The sequence below is a fragment of the Bacillus sp. FSL K6-6038 genome, assembly GCF_038050455.1.
Lineage (GTDB): Bacteria > Bacillota > Bacilli > Bacillales > Bacillaceae_G > Bacillus_A > Bacillus_A pseudomycoides.
In genome coordinates this window covers 2,262,856-2,282,078 of record NZ_JBBOUH010000001.1, presented here as the reverse complement: position 1 = coordinate 2,282,078, position 19,223 = coordinate 2,262,856, and the positions used below count along the sequence as shown (strand labels likewise).

The following is a 19,223-nucleotide window of genomic DNA, read 5'->3' as shown; positions in this document are numbered from 1 at the left end:
TATTAAGAAATATAACTGTTAATTTTTTGCTGCATCGTTGGAATGTCTTCACGTGTTACAGTAAAGCGAACAACTCTTTCATCTAAGTCTAAAGCTTCTGAAAATAAACCTGCTAACCCACGGGCTTTTCTGTCAACTTCCATAATAATGTCCAAATGATCATAAGCACGTGGTAAAATTAATAATTCCAATTCATCCAATTTGCCATAATACTGTCCGGAAACTGGAATGAACTCAAACTCTTGCGCAAATGGAATATTGGCACGTAAATGACGTGGTAATTCTTCACACTCCGCTTGACGAAGCCTAAATCCTAATTGTTTTACGCTATCTAAAACACTGTTTAATAACACATTCGGTAGCACCTGAATGTAATCACGATCACTTGGATCAATACTGTGCTTAATATCAAGACCTGTATGAATCCAAACCGTTTTCATTCCAAATGTAAGTGGCGCTTCAATTGGCATTGAGAATGAAAATGGAATTTCTACTTTTTCATTTGGAGATATCGTAATAGGTTCGGTTAAACGTACTCGTTCTAGATCGAATGTAGCACTTACTTTTTTATCATCTACTTCTCGTATATACGATGTCGATAGTGTTAAATAAATGCTTTCAATTTGTTGATTGACTGATCCACCCGTAATATGAACCACACCTACAATTTCTTCTCCTACTAAATATTCATCTTTCTCAAGAACTGTATCCACTTTTGCATTTCCTATTCCAACGCTTGCTAAAAACTTTTGAAACATGTATCCCCCATCCTTTCTAATGCATAGCGTACATCTTCTCTGACTTCTTGTATATTTTCGTAATAAGGAGGCTTCATCCGTAGCATTCGCATAATAATTTCACAGTTTTCTTTCATTAGCTGTAACTCTTCATACCATGGCCTTTCTTCTTTTGCAGTAGATTCATAGCCAGAGTATAATAAAAATAATGTAAAGTGGCCTAGCGCATAAAAATCACTACGATAGTGAATTTCTCGCATATAGGCTTGTTCTCCTTCATAGGTAGATGCTCGTTCATCGATTTCTTCTATAAATCTAGCTAATCCAAAATCGATAATACTAATCTGCTCCTCTTTTATTAAAATGTTAGGAATTCGTAAGTCTCGGTGAATAATACCTTTACTATGAAAATAAGAAACTGGCTCAAGTACTTTATATAAAATCTGAAAAACCTCACGCTCTTCATATACATGTCCATCTTTGAAAATGAAGTCTTCAAAATTCTTACCTGGCATGTACTCCATTACAAAAAACGGCTGTTTTTTCCATATAAAGCCGTCATATAAGCGCGGTATTGCCGGATGATCTAACTGCTCTAAAATCGCTTGCTCCTGTGCGAATGACCTTCTACCTGACATATATTTTTGCTTACTTTGTCTTAACTGTTTCAAAACTCTTTTTTCTTTCGTTTGCAAATCATAAACGATATATGTAAAGCCATAGCTGCCCATTCCAATTACTGATTCAATTTTATAGCGCTGCGAGACAATTGTATCCATACGCAGCGGTCTATCAAACCAGGCGAGTATATCACGCCATTTCATCAACTACTTGAAAAAAAGCTGCGGCTTTTACGCTTTCTTTTATAATGCTGATGTCCATAGCCATGAGAATTTCTCCTCTTGTTATAATCACTACTTGAATACGAACGACCTCTATGACGATAATCACTACTTGAATACGAACGATATCTATTCTTCTTTCCTAGTAAAGAATCAATAATTTTTTTGAACATCCCTTCACCTCTTGCTTAAAATTTTCTTTTTATTATATCAATAATTACGCTTTATGTTTGTGACAAGTTTGTAAAGAAAGAATTTTGAAGTGTAAAAAACGACGAGTAGATCCCGTCGTTACTTTCACCCTTCATCCTCATCAAACACTTCATCAATCATACATTTTTCTAGTAAATATTCAAATGTAATATCAGCGAGATCTTCAATCTCTTCTCGCTTTGGTACATACCCTCTCTCAATTAGTTGCTCATAAAAAAACTCCGCAATTTCTTCCGTATCAATTACGACTTCAATTTCCTTCATGAGCATCACCCCTTTATTTCTGTTTTATGAAAAAATTTCAAAATTATGTATACGAGATTAGAAAAATAGATTTTCTTTTCCAAATCATACTTGTCTGTCATATCCTTTCACCTTGCAGCATACGATGTAGTACAAGCTATTTGAAGGGGGAAATACGAATGGAATATCAATATGAAATAGAGCAAAGAAAAGAAGAGTTCATGCATGAAGATAAATGGGCAGACTCTATCATTAAAGGGCTTATTATTTTTTTAACTATTGTAGGTATACCGTACACAATATATATTTTTGTTCAATTTCTTCTTGCTTTCTAACTATTTTTTCTCTGTTAATTTAACTAAATAATTATGGACGACATCCATAACAATTTTATATTCTTCATCTTGAAATGTTTCGTATAATAATTGATAGTCGTTATAAATATCTAATAATCCATCAATAATTTCTTGTCTGCTTGTTTTAATACTCACCTTTTTTGAGTTGTTTATTGACTTCAATTTTCCTAAATCTAATTTATTCATCCCGGCTTTATCTTGTTTCATTTTTTTCAAGATTGCATTAGCAGTTTGTGCATTCGCAAGCAAAGTTAAATCTGATTCATCAGCCTCTAACCACTCACCATCTGTAATTCTCGATAATTCATATATTGTATCTTCCCAGGCATCATTTTTATACCGCCACACCTCTGTGCGAAACCCAACGATACGAAAAACATCTTTATCATATCCCGTAACTTGCACAAGATCACCGAACGTAAAATGATAGCGTAATTCAATCCATTCTGTTTCACCTTTTTTCATTTCTTGTTCCGTAACATGTTGAAGTGTTTGTTCCACGTAATATCCATCATGATTATTAACTTCATATACATAAACACCATCTAATATTTTCATATTTGTAATTTTGCCAACAGTTCCATATAGCGTAATCACGACTATATCTCCTACATTATATTTAGGTTGTTTTTTTCTTGCCATTTATATCTCTCCTTTTTAAAGTCGTGATTTTGATACCAGTATATGCAAACGGCAGAAAAACGCTTATCACATCAGCTTATATTCAAAAAAAATTTCAATAAAAAATACATCACTTTTTATAGAGTGATGTACCAATACAGATATATTTGTATATGTTTAATCGTTATCTTTCTTGTATGTATAGCTCCCACGCCTCATCAAAAATAGACATACTGCCTAGTAATCCACTTAATTCTAAATATGAACTAATTTCATCGTAATCTTCTGATTGCTTCGGAAAACTTAAATCATCGTACATAGCTTCAGCTAAATCTGATATTTCATTTCTGATTAAAGACGCACGATACTTCATCATATAGTGATAAAATGACTTTTTCAAAAATATTCCCTACCTTTCTAACTTGGATACATTATACAAGGGTAAAAAGAAAAAAACCAGCATAATCGCTGGTTAAAAGTCGAAATAATTTCTTTTTAGGAGACGTGGACGTTCCATTAATTCTTCATATGTCAATTGTTTTGGTAAATCTTTTGTATAAATTAAAAACAACTGATCTTCTATTTCTTTTACAACATGATCAGCCTGATAGTCCATTCCACATGATGAACACGAAATACATGGTGTCTTTTGAATTTCAATGGCTTTTGTACCATCTGGCAATTCCCAATATACAGTATTCAGACTTTCTCTTGCTTCTGTACTGTCACACCACATACAATTCATACTGCGTCACCCTCAGCTTTTTTGCCATCTTCTAATTTCGACATTTGGGCTTGATACTTTTTATCTTTTAACTGATCACGCTTATCTCGTTTATCTTTTAAAGAAGAATGTGTTTCATTTGTTTCATAATCTTTCCGACGATTCATACGTTGTAAATCATCCGGAACAAGATTAAATTTCTTATCACTCATCAATCCTGCTACACCAATATCCGAACGTTTCTCTTCATATGTTGGATAAATCTCTTTAAAGTAACCTTCCGCTCTTCCTGGTACATAGTTTTCTGGTTCTGGATATGTTGTAATAACACCTTCAAAGTTACGAAGAACAACTTTATCTGCGCTTTGTGAAATTAAATAATTTGGCTGAAGAGCAATTTTCCCGCCGCCTCCTGGTGCATCTACAACGAACGTTGGAACCGCATAACCAGACGTATGTCCACGTAACCCTTCAATAATTTCTAATCCTTTTGAAACCGGAGCGCGGAAATGACCGATACCTTCTGATAAATCACATTGATAAATGTAATACGGACGAACACGAATTTTTACTAAATCGTGCATCAGTTTTTTCATAATCGGAACGCTATCATTAATACCTGCTAAAATAACCGCTTGGTTTCCAATTGGAACACCTGCATTTGCAAGCATTTCACATGCTAGTTTTGATTCTTCTGTAATTTCAATAGAAGTGTTAAAGTGCGTATTTAACCATACTGGATGATATTTTTTAATAATATTACATAGATTTTCTGTAATACGTTGCGGGAATACAACTGGCGCTCTCGTTCCGATACGAATAATTTCCACATGCGGAATTGCGCGTAAATTTTTTAATACGTATTCTAAGATTTTATCATTAATAAGAAGACCATCCCCACCAGAAATTAAAACATCTCGTACTTGTGGCGTTTCACGAATATAAGCAATTGCATCATCTAATTGTTTTTTCGGAACACCCATTCCAATTTGTCCACTAAAACGACGACGTGTACAGTAACGACAGTACATAGAACATTGATTTGTTACTAAAAATAACACGCGGTCTGGATAACGATGTGTTAAACCTGGAACTGGTGAATCCTCATCTTCATGAAGCGGATCTTCTAAATCATACTTTGTTTTATATAATTCTTCCGAAATCGGTACAGATTGCATCCGAATCGGACAGCGTGGATCATCGGGATTCATAAGAGAAGCATAGTACGGTGTAATATTTAACGGAATCGTTTTTGTTGAAATTTTAACACCTTCTTCTTCTTCTGGTGTCAAATTAATCACTTTCTTTAAATCATCTAACGTTTTGATCGTATTCGTTAATTGCCAAACCCAATCATTCCATTGCTCTTCTGTAACATCTTTCCATAATTCGATATCTTTCCAGTGACGATTTGGTTTGTATACATCATGTAACATTGCTATTCCCCCTTTTTTTACGCTCGCCATTTATATAAGCAATAATTATGCCAACTCCACATTTTCAAGAAGTGATGACGAAAGATACCCTATTATATATAAGAAAAAATATTTTTCTTATTTTAAATGGCGCTCTACTCAATACAATATTCGTTACTTTCTGTATATGTAAACGCTCTTTTTTTGGTGCAAACACACAAAAACCGCCGATTATTCGGCGGTTTTGTCATACTTATTTAATTTATACTGCAATGTTTGTCTTGGAATACCTAATAATTTAGCAGCTTGCAAAATATTCCCATCCGTTTCCATTAGCGCTTGATTAATTAATTCTTTCTCTGTTTGGTGAAGTGCCTCACGTAATGGAAGAATAGATTTCTTCTGTTTCTTTGAATCTACTTCTTTTCGAAATGTTCGTGGTAAACAACTAACTGTTAATGAACCTCCTTCTGCAATAATTACAGCGTGTTCAATCGTGTGTTTTAACTCTCTTACATTTCCAGGCCAATGATATGCTAGCAACCTTTCTTTCGTCCCATTATCAATATGGAGCACCTGTTTTTTATATTCTTTGTTATAGTCTCTTAAAAAGTAGGATGCTAACAATAATACATCTTCTTTTCGTTCACGAAGCGGTGGAATATATAGAGAAAATACATTTAAACGATAATATAAATCGGTACGAATTTTATTTTCACGTAAACATACTTCTGGAGGTTGATTCATCGCCGTAATCACGCGAACATCTACTTTTCTCGTCTTACTATCACCGATGCGACGAATTACTCCATCTTCTAATGCACGTAGCATTTTCGCCTGCAGATCAAGGGGCATCGAATTTAATTCATCTAAAAATAATGTCCCTCCATCTGCAAGTTCAAATAGCCCCGCACGTTCAATAGCTCCTGTATAACTCCCTTTAGTTGTCCCAAATAATAGACTTTCTAGTAAGGACTCTGGAAGAGCTGCACAATTTTGGGCAATAAACGGTTTGTTTTTACGGTTGGAAGCCTCATGAATCGCTTGTACAAATAGTTCCTTTCCTGTTCCTGTTTCCCCGTATATTAAAACGTTTGCATTTGTTGGAGCTACCTTTTGCGCCAAATCTTTTGTTTGTTTAAAGCGGGAATCATTCGTCACAATTGTATTAAAAGCAACGTGTTTTTTTGTTATCTTCTTCCTAGAGGATCGTTTCATTTTCGATTGTAAATCAACAATTGTATCCGTTAATTTTTGAATCGTCGAGTAATCTTTTGCGATTTCAACAGCACCTGCAATTTCACCTTCTATAAAAATAGGTAATGTGGTATTTACAGTACAAACATCTTCACCATTTAAATTTTGATAACGCTGCACTTGATGTAAAATCGGCTTTTTTGTATTTAAAACTTTCATAAGTGTACTCGTTTCCCTTGATAAAGATGGGAATGCTTCTAATAAATGCTTACCCAATACATTCTCAATCTTTGATCCGTCATGTTTTGCAGCAACAGTATTATAAAAAATTGTAATACCATTTTCATCCACAGCATGAATCGCTTCATCAATACTGCCCAAAATCGCTTCAATGACTTCTTGTGTCGAAACTGCCAGCAATGTCATTCCCCCCTCTTGCTAAAAATTCAGCAATTTATATGCTGAATTTCCGGCACCCCTGTGCGCGATTATAAGCATTGCCATTCCGTTCTACTTTTCTATTTATTTCATATCATTACTTTCCCGCCAACAAGTAATAAAGTGCAACTCTAATCAGCGGGGGGCTTCATCCCCCACTGATTATTAGCCCGCAACAATCTGGTATTCTAAACTTTCAAGTAAAGATCTTACTACGCATTCATGCGGGATAAATCTTTTACCCATACATTCATATCTTCTAATTTATCAAAAATATAACAATTATTTGCTAGCCTTCCTGTGTATGTATATCCTAGCTGATGAAAAGCTGCATTCATACCAAACGAAAGTGAACGTGCGATTGTGTAAGAACAAAAAATTGCTCTCTCTTGTAGTTCTTCTTCTAACTTAATGAGTAAACTTTTCATAAATCCATGCTTTCGATATTCAGGTAAAGTTGCACAATTCGTTAATTCTGCGTTACCTTCTTTCACATTCATTTCTGCTGAAGCAGTACTAATAATACGCCCCTCTGATTCATACACATAATAAATCGTATCTTCTTTCATCGTCTGAACAATATAGTCTGCTTCATTTAACGGTGTCGGATAAATTTCAAACACTTTTCCAAATACACTTGCCAATTCTTCTGCGTCTGCCTCTGTCGCTTTTCGTAGTACAAATTTCTCTGGAACTTGTTTCTCCTTTACTTCCTTTTCTCTCACACCATCTATAATGCGGTCCTCATCAATCCACTGGATACTATTTCGTCTTTCATCATCACGATATTTTACGAAAAAGTATGCATCATGTCCTTGAAAATAATGTGGAATCGTCGCTTCTAATAAAAAGCCAAAAGAGAGCCACGCCGAAACATGCTCTCCCTTTCCTTTTATAATGCATTTGGTGAAAGAATGCTTCTCTGCTAACTCTTCTATTTTTCGCATAAGACTTTCTACATTTCCTGTATAATGATCTACCCGAATACGTTTATTAAAATAATCTAGCACTCCTTCTACAGTATAGTAGTTTGTCTGTTCTCTGAATGATTCATAATAGTTCATTTTTTCACCTCACACCAGTCTAGTAATGTACATGCAATAACTTTTGCTGCGGCAATCATTTTATCCACTTCAATGTATTCATTTGGATAGTGGGCTACCTTTGTCTCTCCTGGTCCGAATATAATGGTTGGGATTTCTGCGATTTGTGTAAATAAACCACCATCTGTGCCCCATGGTGATGCTTCTATAATTGGACTTCTTTCTTCAATTTGAGCAAAATTATCTTGAAGCGTTGTAATGAGCGCATGCTCCTCATCTAATTCACCTGGGACCCACCTTGCCCCAAACCATTCTACCTCTACTGGATATTCTTCGAACCATGGATCTACATTCTTTAATTGCCCTATCCAATTTTCAAATTCTTCTTTTACCGCCTCCATAGTCTCATTCGGCGCAACTCCACATCTTCCTTCTAAAATCAAAGAATCTGGTACGGAGCTTGGCCAGCTACCACCTTCAATTTTCCCAACATTGATTGGAACAGGGATTGGAATTTCTTTATATAACGGGTCTGTAATCCGTTCATTTCTTTTCTGTTCTAATTGTCTCAAATGTTCAACAACAAACACGCTCTTTTCAATTGCACTTACTCCTTCATAACGAGTCCCGCCATGTGCTGCTTTTCCTTTCACATGCAAGCGAAACCACATTGAACCTTGTTGTTTCGGGAAAAACTTCATATTTGTTGGTTCTGGAATGATAACCCCATCTGCCTTATACCCTCGTAAAATTGCTGCTAAAGTACCTGCTCCACCGCTCTCCTCTTCTATTACACTTTGAAAATAAATATCTCCTTTTAATTCAATACCCAGTTCTACAATCGCTTCGATTGCCAGCATAAGCGCCACATTGCCGCCCTTCATATCGGTTGTTCCACGACCATATATGCGATTCCCTACTTTTTCACCACTATATGGATGGTGTTCCCACTGATTCACATCACCTTCTGGTACAACATCGATATGTCCATTTAAAATCATTGATTTTCCATCGCCGCTTCCTTTTAACGTCGCAACAATATTTGGGCTATCTGAAAAATTCGTTCTTGGAGATACAAAATAAGGATGATCTTTCATTTTTGTAAAAGAAGGCTCCCAAATATCGAGATCTAAACCTAATTCACGTAGTTTTTCAATGACAATTGCTTGCGCGCCGCTCTCATCTCCAGATACACTTTTTTCTTGAATTAATCGTTTTAAGAGCTTTACACTTTCTCCTTCATGACTTTCAATATAATCACACACTTGTTTTTTTAATTGCTCCATATTTGTTAGCTCCTCTCATTCAATCACAAGTAAATTAGAACTCACATGAAAAGATGCCTCCGTATTTCGTTTTACATCCTCTACTGTATAAGGGCTCATTAACTCTTGGAGTATTAAACCTTCAGAAGTAACTTCCATTACAGCCATATCTGTAATAATTAAATCCACGCACCTTTTCGACGTTAATGGAAGCGTACATTCTGAAACAATTTTTGCATTTCCATACTTATCAACGTGATTCATCACAACAACGACCCGCTTTGCTTTTTGCGCTAAATCCATCGCTCCGCCAATACCAGGAACACGTTTCCCGGGAACAATCCAATTTGCTAAATCACCTTTTTCACTTACTTGCAGTGAACCAAGTATTGTTACATCAAGCAACCCTTTTCGAATCATTCCAAATGCCGTGCAACTGTCAAAATAACTTGCTCCTGTAATAAGTGACGTCGGCAATCCAGCCGCATTACACAAGTTTTCATCTTCGCTTCCTTTACTTGGCGTCGGGCCCATTCCAACGATTCCATTTTCCGCCTGGAACATAACATGTATATCTTCAGGCAAATGGTTAGGTACAAGAGAAGGGATACCAATCCCTAAATTTACAATCATTCCATTTTGAATTTCTTTCGCAGCACGCCTTGCTATCTTATCTCGTACTTCTACTCCCATACCCATCTCCAATTCACTCCTTCCGACGGCACAATATAATTTACAAAAACACCTGGAACAACAATTTCCTCAGGATCTAAACTTCCAAGCGGTACGATTTCTTCTGCCTCAACAATTGTAATATCTCCAGCCATCGCAACGTGTGGATTCATATTGCGAGCACTTTTATCAAACACAAGATTGCCAAACGGATCCGCCTTCTTCGCATATACAATCGATACCTCTGCCGTTAAAGCTGTTTCCACTAAATATGTTTTTCCGTTCATTTCGACTGTTCGTTTTCCTTCCTCTACAATCGTATCCACACCAACATCGACAAGAATTCCACCTAATCCCATTCCACCTGCACGAATTCGCTCTGCTAGCGTTCCCTGAGGCGAAAACTCAATCCGTAATCGTCCTTCATTTAACTGTCTTCCTGCATTTGGATTTGAACCAATATGAGAAGTAATTAATGATTTCACTCGCTCATTTGTTACAAGGCGGCCAATTCCTACATCTGGAAATCCCGTATCATTTCCGATTAAATGTAAATTTGTAATTCCTTTTTGTGCAATAGCCTGTATTAATGATGGAGGGGATCCAATTCCGCCAAACCCTCCAAACATTAACGTCATATCATCATGAAACAATGACATAATCTCTTCAATTTCTTTTAATTTACCAAATGTATTTGTAATGGTTGTCATACGATACTGTGCCCTCCTTTTTGCATCATCTCTTCCACACTTTTCGCAAAAATCTCAAGTAACTCATCTAACTCAGAATATGTAGTTGTCATCGGCGGTGCAACAAGCAGCGCACTATCCTCTTTTCCTGCTTGCCCTGAAACAGCTTGATATAAAAGAAGTCCGTTTTTCGCCGCGACTGAAATGAGCTCAGACGCTTTTGTAAACGATTGCAATTCTACTCCGATCAGGAGTCCTTTTCCGCGCACATCGGCAATAATCGTCGATTGCTGCTGAACTTTCTGCAATCCTTTTATTAAATATTCTCCTTTTTCAGCTGTTTTTTCAGGTAAATTATGTTTCTCCATATATTCAATAACCGCTAAAGCTGTCGCGGCTGATAACGGGTTAGCACTTAGCGTATGCCCACTCATAACTGATCGCGACCCTCGTAAAATCGGTTCCATCACACGGTCACTCACAACCGTCGCGGCCATCGGTGTATAACCAGCACCTAGACCCTTTCCTAACGTCATGATGTCTGGCTCCACGCCCCAGTGTTCCATCGCAAACCATGCACCTGTACGCCCAAGGCCTGTCATCACCTCATCAGCAATAAATAAAATATCATAATGGCTGCAAATATCTTTAATTACTTTATAATATTCTTTCGGTGGTACAACCGCACCGCCTGCCGCCCCAATAATCGGTTCAGCTATAAAAGCTGCAATATGTTCTGCACCAATTCGTTCAATTGCTCGTTCTAATTCCGTTGCACAAGAAAGCTGACACGTTGGATATACTTTCTGCACCGGACAACGGAAACAATACGGCGCTGGAACAGTTGGATAATCTTCTAAAATAGATACAAATCGCTGGCGACGAAGTGGATGCCCTGACATTGATAAAGCTCCCATCGTAATACCGTGATAACTCATCCAACGTGATAAAATTTTATGTTTCCCTTGAATACCGCGCTCTTGAAAATGTTGAATCGCAATTTTCATAGCCGTTTCATTCGCTTCTGTACCACTATTCACAAAGAAACTCCAGTTCAAATCTCCTACACTTAAATCACTTAACTTCTTTGCTAACTTCTCAGCTGGCTCACTCGTAAACTGTGAGCGGTACACAAAAGCAATCTCCTCTGCCTGCTTTTTAATCACTTCCGCAATCTCCGTTACGCCATGTCCGATACCTGCCGTAATCGCTCCTGACGAACCATCAAAATATTTATTACCATTTTGATCATACAAATACACACCTTTTCCATGTGAAATCATTGGATACGGCTGACCAACAAGTGGCTTAATTAAGTAATCGCGCATAGCGCTCCCCCATTTCTCCAATTTGTATATATATATGAAGAAAATTGACGTTTCTTTCATAAAAAAGAACCCTCTGCAAACGCAGTGAATTTATCAAAAAACTATTATAAAATATACAAATGAGTGCTAAAAATCAAAATAAAAATAAACATTCAGAAATATAATAAAAGACCAAACCCTTTACCCCTCTTAAAAAAATCCTCCCCCCTATAAAAAATAAGCCTAAAAAACATACTACCTAATTATTTTTTCACCATACCATCAGCTTCGCTCAATTGCTGACATTGTGTAAACTTCGACGAAACTCCCGTCAATTTCCTTCCTATTTATTTTGTTTATCTGTCATATTTTTCAACAAATTTAGACAAATCCTTCAAAAAGAAACCTCCTATGATTACTCAATCATAGGAGGTTTCTTTCATATAATTTATTTTTTAAATTTTCGACATCTACTTATTCCTATTAAAAAACATGCTTTTATTGCATTTTACAAAATATTTTTTACTGAGAAAAAACAAATGTGCTAATCCTCTGTACGAGGTTTCTCCTCTTACATAGCACCTTAATCTATCTAACTCTCCCAGCGATTCAACCCTAAATAACAAGCTCCATACACACCAGCATCATTGGTAATCGAGATGCTTCTTTATATTGGCGAATAAGTGCAGAAGTCGATGCATATCGTTCGTAACATCCTTTTCCACCTAACTACATTCTTTTCCATGATATATTGATTATATAAATAATAAATTAAATCATGATATCATGTTGTCATTACCAGTTGTTATGAAGTATACCATTACAACTTTTTCTTTCATAATACATTTTCTGAATTTTTTGTAAAATTTTTCAAACATTTTTATTCATAGCCTAACAATATAATTCTATTTATTGCGAAATAAAAACCATGAATGGAATTGCCTGCAAGAGAAAGATTATTTTTATCAAATTGATTCTTCCCGTAAAAATCTGATCGATGAAGGTTAATTACTAATAAAATTCTCCCTACCTTAAAGTCCGTACAAATGAGAAAGATAGGTGCGCGGGATAATTGCCCACAAAAAAATCAATTGATCTGGCTAAATGAAAGTTTCACTTTATCTCAGAAAAAGAAAAGGAGTGTTCCTATGATTCAACAATTAAAAACATATTACGGTAAAGATATAACGGTTAATGAAACAGTATTGTCTGGGGAGTATAGCTGGTTTTTAGTTGAAGGAAACAAAGTAGGGATTCGCAAATCTCGCTTACACCAAAGGGAACGTCAATTACTTTCATCAATCTTAACGCCCATTCATACTGATACATTTTATGAAACAGAAAAAGAAAATTCTTGGTATGAAGCGTTATATCAAAATAAGGATATTCCTATCGTATCTGTTCGTTTTTTACATTTTTTCACAAATCACTCTATAGTAGAAAGAGAAGAATTTCAAGATGCTTTACAGTCCATGTTTTCTTTCGCCACTACAACGATATGGGAGACTTCTCAAGCCGGCGTTCTCATCTTAGAAGAAGATATATCGAAATCTATATTACAAACAGCCCTTGATACATTAGAAACAGATTTTTTTATATCTCTATCCTTTTTTATTGGCAGACACTATACCGAAACAAATGGAATTTCTCGTTTGTATCAATGGGAACGAGCATTATTTTCTTTTCTTTCTCCCTATTTATCAAAAAAGATTATACACATTGAACACCTACTCCCTTACCAATTAATGATCTCATTACCAAAAGAAGAAAGAGAAAAATATACAAATCAATTGTTAGCACACATTTCAAATGACAAAGAACTAATCGATAGTGTTAAAGTATTCTTCCAATGTAATTTAAATGTATCACTTGCAGCGAAACATTTATATTTGCATCGTAATACCTTGCAGTATCGAATTGATAGATTCATTGAAAAAACAGGAATTAATATCAAAACATTTGAAGGCGCTGTAGCAGTTTACATGGCATTCCTTTCTTTAGATATCTCGTAAACTTGCATAAAAACCTCTCATTTTTTTGTGCAATCTGCCAATTTACTTACCTGCAAAAAAATCTTATAATTCAATTAATTCAAATAATAAGGAGTGAGTAATTGTGGCAGAACTCGTATTAGATCATATTTTTAAAGTTTATGATAATAAAACGACTGCTGTTTCTGATTTTAATTTACATATTGAAGATAAAGAGTTTATCGTATTTGTCGGTCCTTCTGGATGTGGAAAATCAACAACTCTACGTATGATTGCGGGTCTAGAAGACATTTCTGATGGTTCATTTTATATTGATGGAGAACGTATGAATGATGTCGCTCCAAAAGATCGCGACATTGCGATGGTATTTCAAAATTACGCACTATACCCACATATGTCTGTTTATGATAATATGGCGTTTGGCTTGAAACTACGCAAACTTCCAAAAGATGAAATTAATCGCCGCGTAACAGAGGCTGCGAAAATCTTAGGCCTTGAAGATTACTTAAAACGAAAACCAAAGGCATTATCAGGTGGACAACGCCAACGTGTTGCGCTAGGAAGAGCTATCGTTCGTGACGTAAAAGTATTTTTAATGGACGAGCCTCTATCCAATTTAGACGCAAAATTGCGCGTAAGTATGCGCTCTGAAATCTCTAAACTTCATCGCCGTTTAAACACGACCACTATATATGTGACACATGATCAAACAGAAGCAATGACAATGGCATCACGCCTTGTTGTTATGAAAGATGGTGTCATCCAGCAAGTTGGTACGCCAAAAGAAGTATACGATGCTCCTGAAAACATTTTTGTTGGCGGATTCATTGGTTCTCCAGCTATGAATTTCTTTACCGGAACATTACAAGATAACTATTTTCATATAGAAAATATTCGTTTCAAAGTACCAGATGGCCAACTAAAAGCATTAAAGAAAAAAGGATATAATGGAAAAGAAATCATACTCGGTATTCGTCCTGAAGACATTCATGATGAACTAATTGTTCTTCAATCTTCTCCTGAATCAACTGTCGAAATTACAGTTGAGGTCGCTGAATTATTAGGTGCTGAAACGATGATTCATGGAAAACTTGCGAGTCAAAACTTTGTTGCACGAATCAACGCTCGTTCAGAAATTAAAGCTACCGATAAACTTCCGTTAGCTTTTAGTTTAACTAAAGCGCACTTTTTCGATATTGATACAGAACAACGTATACGTAATGAATAGACATACTTGATTAAGGTATAAACCATTTTTCTTCCTGATCTTTCTGTACTATTTACCTAAGAAAGGCCAGGAAGCTTCTTTTTGATATTTTATTTTTTTACAAGTATTATATTTAATCCTTTTCGTTTTTTATTGCTACCACCTGACGCTCCTCTTATTTTTCATTTTCATTAACATTTTTTGGCTACTCCTTTTTCATCTCGCTATTCGCGAGCAGTAAGGCCCCACCCCAACATGCAACAAAAGCAAAGAAATTAGGTGGGAGATGAAGCCCCACCGCTGATTGAAATTTCACTTTATGAAAATCTAATTTTTCTAATCCTCTATAGATACAACCTTATGTAACCTTACACATGCTTCCATTCAATGTAATTTCAAATTTTCAAGTACATATTTAACAATTAATTTCACAGTTTCTGGATAGCCTTTACCATCATTAGTTTATCCCACTGCAACTTCTTCATTTGTTCTTTTGTGTTAAAATATCGCAAGACCTCATGTTCCAACTGATATTTTAAATACGAGTTTACATTAAAATAAAAAAGAAAGAACCGATTAACTATATTAACCAGTTCAGCATGACGCTCTTTATCAGTTATTAACGAACCCAACATGCCCCGATGATAATTAGTAAAATAAACAATACAACGATCAACGCAAATCCAGAACCTGTACCGCACCCTCCGCCGCCATAACCATATCCGCAATAACTACTAGGATATCCGTAACCCCACATGATTTGCTCTACTCCCTCCGCTACTTAAAAATTAAATTCCCTTAATAAATTATGTAGGACAACTCCCACTTTGTATGTGCGTTTGCCTATAAATTAAAAACTCCATAACTCCGCTAACGATTTTATAGTTTGCACCAGATCGAGCAACTTGTATATGTATAAAATTTGTGGCATTAAATACAGTGAAACTTTAATCAGTGGGGGTTTTCTTCATCCCCCACTGATTATTAGCCCTCACCAATCGGGCTTTTACGGGCAGTTGATCCCCTACCTACCTTGTTTCTCCCTGAATCTTGAGGTGGGGGTCTTACTGCCCGTTAATGCGGGATAAACTATCTATTATCCTATTTATATTTTGAAGTGTTTTTTGCATAAGCCCTTTTCCGAGATGCATATAGTTATAGTGATGACAAAGGAGGAATTTTACATGGCTCAATCTGAAATTGAAAAATATGGACAAGAAGCAGCCCTGTATGAACAACTTGCCCGTTACTATCAATATACAAATCCCAAAAAATATATGGAATTATATATGAAATATCATAGTGCGATTACCAAACTTGTACATGTGTATGAAAAACGCGGCTCTCAAGAAGCTACATTGCCATCCTATATGAGAATATTCCACGCATCCCCTCATACACCAGCTATTGATTTTTTAGTTAACGGACAGAAGGTAGTAAAAAACATTTCTTTTAAACAACACAGTCCTTATTTGTCCTTAACTCAAGGGCAGTACCGGGTTGATATCGTTCCAGTCGGTAATGAAACACCTATTTTTTCAGCACTTGTTCCCATGATGGGTAACCACTCTTATACACTGGCAGCAATTAGTACCGATACACATCTACAGTTGCAACCAATGCTTGATAATACTCCTTTGCAATCTGGTCAAGCAAAAATAAGATTTTTACATTTTTCCTCTGATACCCCTGCTGTTCATGTATCCATAAAAGGTGGCGACTATTTATTCGAAAATGTCTTATTTAAACAAGTAACAGATTATTTACAGGTAAGCCCTGGAACAGCTGATATTGAAATTTCTCTTGCTCATACAAAAAAGATACTTGTAACCATCCCTGATGTAAAAGTAGAACCAAATACAATTTACACATTTGCATTAGTAGGCTATTCTAATCAATCCCCAAAATTAGAAGCCGTGGTTCTTACAAATTAAAAAATCTACACCATTCTCTTGGTGTAGATTTTTTTCTCTTTATTTTTGAAATGAAATATGAAATTCTGTCCATTCTGAATCAGAGCGACACGTAATCGATCCATTATGCTTTTCGACAATTTGTTTACATACAAACAAACCGATGCCAGTTCCTAATTTCTTAGTCGTGACAAATGGTTCAAAAATCGTTTCAATACTTTCTGCCGGAATCATCGGTCCATTATTTTTAATAACAATATGAATCCTTTCTTCCTCTTCACATGTATCGATAATAATTTTACGATCTTCTTTAATCACTTCGAGAGCATCGATTGAGTTCATTAAAATATTTAGAAAAACTTGTCTCACTTCACTACGGTATCCTACAAATGAGATAGGATACGGTAAAATCTTTTCAATTGAAACATTTGCATTAACTAGACTTGGATATAAGAAATGAATAATATCATGAAACAAATCATTTAGCCAAAATCGTTCAGACTCATTCCACATTTCTTTTTTTGAAACAAGTAAAAATTGCGAAATACGAAAGTTTAATTGGTCCAATTCATGTGAAATAATATCTAAATATGATAAATTCGGATGATCTAATTTCAATAATTTCACAAACCCCATAATGGAGGTTAATGGATTTCGAAACTCGTGAACAAAACTAGCCGACATTTGTCCTAAAATCGTCAATCTTTCTTTATGTGTTTCATTTATATATTGCTGTTTTTCTTCTAAATTTCTCGATATAATTTCCGAATATTTTAAAACCGTATAATAAATTAATTTGTCAAAACAAGTATGTATTTTTGTCATAATTGGTTTTAATTCACGAGCTTTAACATCTAATTCGCACATTGCTTCAAATAGTTCATTTCTTCCTACATTCGCGTTATAGACAAAATCTCCAATATTAACGTCCGCCCCTGCTCGCTCAATTGCAATTTTTTCACATAACGGCTGTAGATGAGCTACATCCTTATTTTCCATAATAAGTTCAATGATTAACTCTAATAAATTCTCTCCATTCTGAGCTACTTCTTGCTTAAATGGATCTTTTTCGGAAATAATCATTTTGTTTTTCCAGTTCTCTACGAATTGGTGCCTGTTGTTTTTCAAGTGCGAACAAAATACTTCTTTAATATCCTTATCGATTGGAAAAACCCCCATTCCCTCCATTTCCATGCGACGAATACCCTATATATTTTGAATATTAACACAAAAAACGAGTTTCGTTAAGAGATTGTTGTCACATTTTGTTAATTTCTGTTGATAAAGTTAATTTGAACATGGTATTTGAAATGTCTTTTTTTGCATCCTTTTCATTTCTTGCGTACAATAAGATATGAAAGGTGTGAAAAATATGGTAAATAAAAATGTGGAAGATTATCTCCAAGAAGGCATTCATGGCCAAAAGCAAAACAAACCAGAAGAACGCAATATGTACTTAGGCACATTGCGTGAGCGTGTGGAAATCGCTTTAACAATCGGTCAAGTGATGCAAAGCAATGTTTACACAGAAGTAGCTAATAGCATGCGCACTTCTCAATCATTACAACTATATGTAAACGGCAGCATCTCTTACCCACATTTATCAAAATACATTAAATTAGCAAACGAAAAAAATGTACCTTTTACAATCGTCCAAAATAAAGGTACACAAACACCAATTGGTTTAGTTCTTGCGCATAACACAGCGGTAGATAAAGAACAAGTTTATGTTGAAGATACGATTTTTAAACAAGAGATGAAATAATACACGATAATGTGACACTTCCATTACCAATCGGTCTTTTACGGGCAGTTATCCCCCACTTCTCTTCCTTGCTCCTCTCTGAATCTTGAGATGGGGGTCTTACTGCACGCAAATAGCGAGATAAATAAAAGGTACACTTACTTAGATAATAAGTGTACCTTTTATTTGTATTTATTTTTTTATAAAGATTAGTTTCATCTCTGTCATTTCTTCAATCGCATATTTAATTCCTTCACGACCTGTACCACTTTCTTTGACACCGCATATGGCATGTGATCTACTCGAAAAGTTGAAATGTCTTTAATCATGAAACTGCCCATATAAATCCATTTTGATTTTTTGACATATAAGCTGCGGCTATGAATAACAAAATGGGGGCTCTGCATTTGTTTTCACTCGACATGGAGCAGAAAAAGAGTCTGACCGCCGGATGCTCTCTCCCACCTAAAAATTAGGTTTTATGTCAGTCTTTTAATTTGTATTTATCTAATTCTAGTTCATCAATTCCATGCATTGCTTTCGTTAAATGTCTGACTTATTTTATTGTAGCATTGTCCCATTACATAAAAAAATATTTTCCCTACT

The 19,223-nt window shown here is 35.5% G+C and carries 21 protein-coding genes and 1 pseudogene; 5 read left to right on the top strand and 17 right to left on the bottom strand.

The window, feature by feature from the left end; all coding sequences use genetic code 11:
* Positions 1 to 2: 2 nt before the first annotated feature.
* The 4 genes from NSQ40_RS11795 to NSQ40_RS11780 form a co-directional block, all read right to left on the bottom strand.
* Positions 3 to 758 carry a sporulation protein gene (locus NSQ40_RS11795; RefSeq protein WP_098159108.1) on the bottom strand — a complete coding sequence of 252 codons (756 nt, stop codon included), beginning with the start codon at positions 756 to 758 and terminating at the stop codon, positions 3 to 5.
* Complete coding sequence (locus NSQ40_RS11790) at positions 740 to 1,561, bottom strand: serine/threonine protein kinase (protein WP_033797344.1); 822 nt, start codon at positions 1,559 to 1,561, stop codon at positions 740 to 742. Before NSQ40_RS11790 ends, NSQ40_RS11795 begins: the two co-directional genes overlap by 19 nt.
* Positions 1,561 to 1,752 carry a hypothetical protein gene (locus NSQ40_RS11785; protein WP_017149660.1) on the bottom strand — a complete coding sequence of 64 codons (192 nt, stop codon included), beginning with the start codon at positions 1,750 to 1,752 and terminating at the stop codon, positions 1,561 to 1,563. Before NSQ40_RS11785 ends, NSQ40_RS11790 begins: the two co-directional genes overlap by 1 nt.
* Positions 1,753 to 1,876: 124 nt before the next feature.
* Positions 1,877 to 2,056, bottom strand: a complete 180-nt coding sequence (locus NSQ40_RS11780; protein ID WP_003197525.1) for a YozD family protein — start codon at positions 2,054 to 2,056, stop codon at positions 1,877 to 1,879.
* Positions 2,057 to 2,214: 158 nt separating this feature from the next.
* Here NSQ40_RS11780 and NSQ40_RS11775 point away from each other — a divergent pair, with 158 nt between their 5' ends.
* On the top strand, positions 2,215 to 2,370 hold the full coding sequence (locus NSQ40_RS11775) for a DUF3930 family protein (protein WP_003197522.1): 156 nt from the start codon (positions 2,215 to 2,217) through the stop codon (positions 2,368 to 2,370).
* Here the strand turns inward: NSQ40_RS11775 and NSQ40_RS11770 are convergent, their stop codons facing one another.
* The 10 genes from NSQ40_RS11770 to NSQ40_RS11725 all read right to left on the bottom strand — a co-directional run bounded on the left by NSQ40_RS11770 (position 2,371) and on the right by NSQ40_RS11725 (position 11,783).
* On the bottom strand, positions 2,371 to 3,033 hold the full coding sequence (locus NSQ40_RS11770) for a hypothetical protein (protein ID WP_006094764.1): 663 nt from the start codon (positions 3,031 to 3,033) through the stop codon (positions 2,371 to 2,373).
* Between the two features lie 163 nt (positions 3,034 to 3,196).
* Entirely contained in the window at positions 3,197 to 3,412 is a 216-nt protein-coding gene (locus tag NSQ40_RS11765) for a YozE family protein (protein WP_018766382.1), read from the bottom strand.
* 72 nt (positions 3,413 to 3,484) lie between these two features.
* Positions 3,485 to 3,757 (bottom strand): YokU family protein, encoded by a 273-nt coding sequence (locus tag NSQ40_RS11760; RefSeq protein ID WP_018766383.1) that lies wholly within the window; start codon positions 3,755 to 3,757, stop codon positions 3,485 to 3,487.
* Positions 3,754 to 5,172 (bottom strand): lysine 2,3-aminomutase, encoded by a 1,419-nt coding sequence (gene ablA / locus NSQ40_RS11755; protein ID WP_018766384.1) that lies wholly within the window; start codon positions 5,170 to 5,172, stop codon positions 3,754 to 3,756. Before ablA ends, NSQ40_RS11760 begins: the two co-directional genes overlap by 4 nt.
* 210 nt (positions 5,173 to 5,382) lie before the next feature.
* Positions 5,383 to 6,774, bottom strand: a complete 1,392-nt coding sequence (locus tag NSQ40_RS11750; RefSeq protein ID WP_003197487.1) for a sigma-54 interaction domain-containing protein — start codon at positions 6,772 to 6,774, stop codon at positions 5,383 to 5,385.
* 224 nt (positions 6,775 to 6,998) lie between these two features.
* Entirely contained in the window at positions 6,999 to 7,850 is an 852-nt protein-coding gene (ablB, locus tag NSQ40_RS11745) for a putative beta-lysine N-acetyltransferase (RefSeq protein WP_033796131.1), read from the bottom strand.
* Positions 7,847 to 9,115 carry a peptidase gene (locus NSQ40_RS11740; protein WP_003197483.1) on the bottom strand — a complete coding sequence of 423 codons (1,269 nt, stop codon included), beginning with the start codon at positions 9,113 to 9,115 and terminating at the stop codon, positions 7,847 to 7,849. The genes ablB and NSQ40_RS11740 overlap by 4 nt, the downstream gene beginning before the upstream one ends.
* A gap of 15 nt (positions 9,116 to 9,130) precedes the next feature.
* Entirely contained in the window at positions 9,131 to 9,793 is a 663-nt protein-coding gene (locus NSQ40_RS11735; protein WP_018766387.1) for a CoA transferase subunit B, read from the bottom strand.
* A complete protein-coding gene (gene atoD / locus NSQ40_RS11730; protein WP_033796130.1) occupies positions 9,778 to 10,476 on the bottom strand; it encodes an acetate CoA-transferase subunit alpha in 699 nt (232 codons plus the stop codon). Before atoD ends, NSQ40_RS11735 begins: the two co-directional genes overlap by 16 nt.
* A complete protein-coding gene (locus tag NSQ40_RS11725; protein WP_018782161.1) occupies positions 10,473 to 11,783 on the bottom strand; it encodes an aspartate aminotransferase family protein in 1,311 nt (436 codons plus the stop codon). The genes atoD and NSQ40_RS11725 overlap by 4 nt, the downstream gene beginning before the upstream one ends.
* Before the next feature lie 1,127 nt (positions 11,784 to 12,910).
* On the opposite strand from NSQ40_RS11725, the gene NSQ40_RS11715 reads away from it, so the two are divergent.
* Entirely contained in the window at positions 12,911 to 13,774 is an 864-nt protein-coding gene (locus tag NSQ40_RS11715) for a PucR family transcriptional regulator (RefSeq protein ID WP_003197475.1), read from the top strand.
* A 103-nt stretch (positions 13,775 to 13,877) separates the two neighbouring features.
* A complete protein-coding gene (locus NSQ40_RS11710; protein WP_258248469.1) occupies positions 13,878 to 14,981 on the top strand; it encodes an ABC transporter ATP-binding protein in 1,104 nt (367 codons plus the stop codon).
* 598 nt (positions 14,982 to 15,579) lie between these two features.
* Here the strand turns inward: NSQ40_RS11710 and NSQ40_RS11705 are convergent.
* Complete coding sequence (locus NSQ40_RS11705; RefSeq protein WP_003207130.1) at positions 15,580 to 15,717, bottom strand: YjcZ family sporulation protein; 138 nt, start codon at positions 15,715 to 15,717, stop codon at positions 15,580 to 15,582.
* A gap of 427 nt (positions 15,718 to 16,144) precedes the next feature.
* Between NSQ40_RS11705 and NSQ40_RS11700 the strand changes: the two genes are divergently transcribed.
* Complete coding sequence (locus NSQ40_RS11700) at positions 16,145 to 16,894, top strand: DUF4397 domain-containing protein (protein ID WP_033796792.1); 750 nt, start codon at positions 16,145 to 16,147, stop codon at positions 16,892 to 16,894.
* Between the two features lie 39 nt (positions 16,895 to 16,933).
* Here the strand turns inward: NSQ40_RS11700 and NSQ40_RS11695 are convergent, their stop codons facing one another.
* The gene (locus tag NSQ40_RS11695; RefSeq protein WP_003197467.1) at positions 16,934 to 18,067 is read right to left on the bottom strand and encodes a BA2291 family sporulation histidine kinase; all 1,134 of its coding nucleotides are present in this window, start codon (positions 18,065 to 18,067) and stop codon (positions 16,934 to 16,936) included.
* A 178-nt stretch (positions 18,068 to 18,245) separates the two neighbouring features.
* Between NSQ40_RS11695 and NSQ40_RS11690 the strand changes: the two genes are divergently transcribed.
* On the top strand, positions 18,246 to 18,638 hold the full coding sequence (locus NSQ40_RS11690; protein WP_016132763.1) for a YueI family protein: 393 nt from the start codon (positions 18,246 to 18,248) through the stop codon (positions 18,636 to 18,638).
* A 171-nt stretch (positions 18,639 to 18,809) separates the two neighbouring features.
* Here the strand turns inward: NSQ40_RS11690 and NSQ40_RS11685 are convergent.
* Positions 18,810 to 18,958: pseudogene (locus tag NSQ40_RS11685) on the bottom strand (aldehyde dehydrogenase family protein); the annotation flags it as partial.
* Positions 18,959 to 19,223 lie beyond the last annotated feature (265 nt).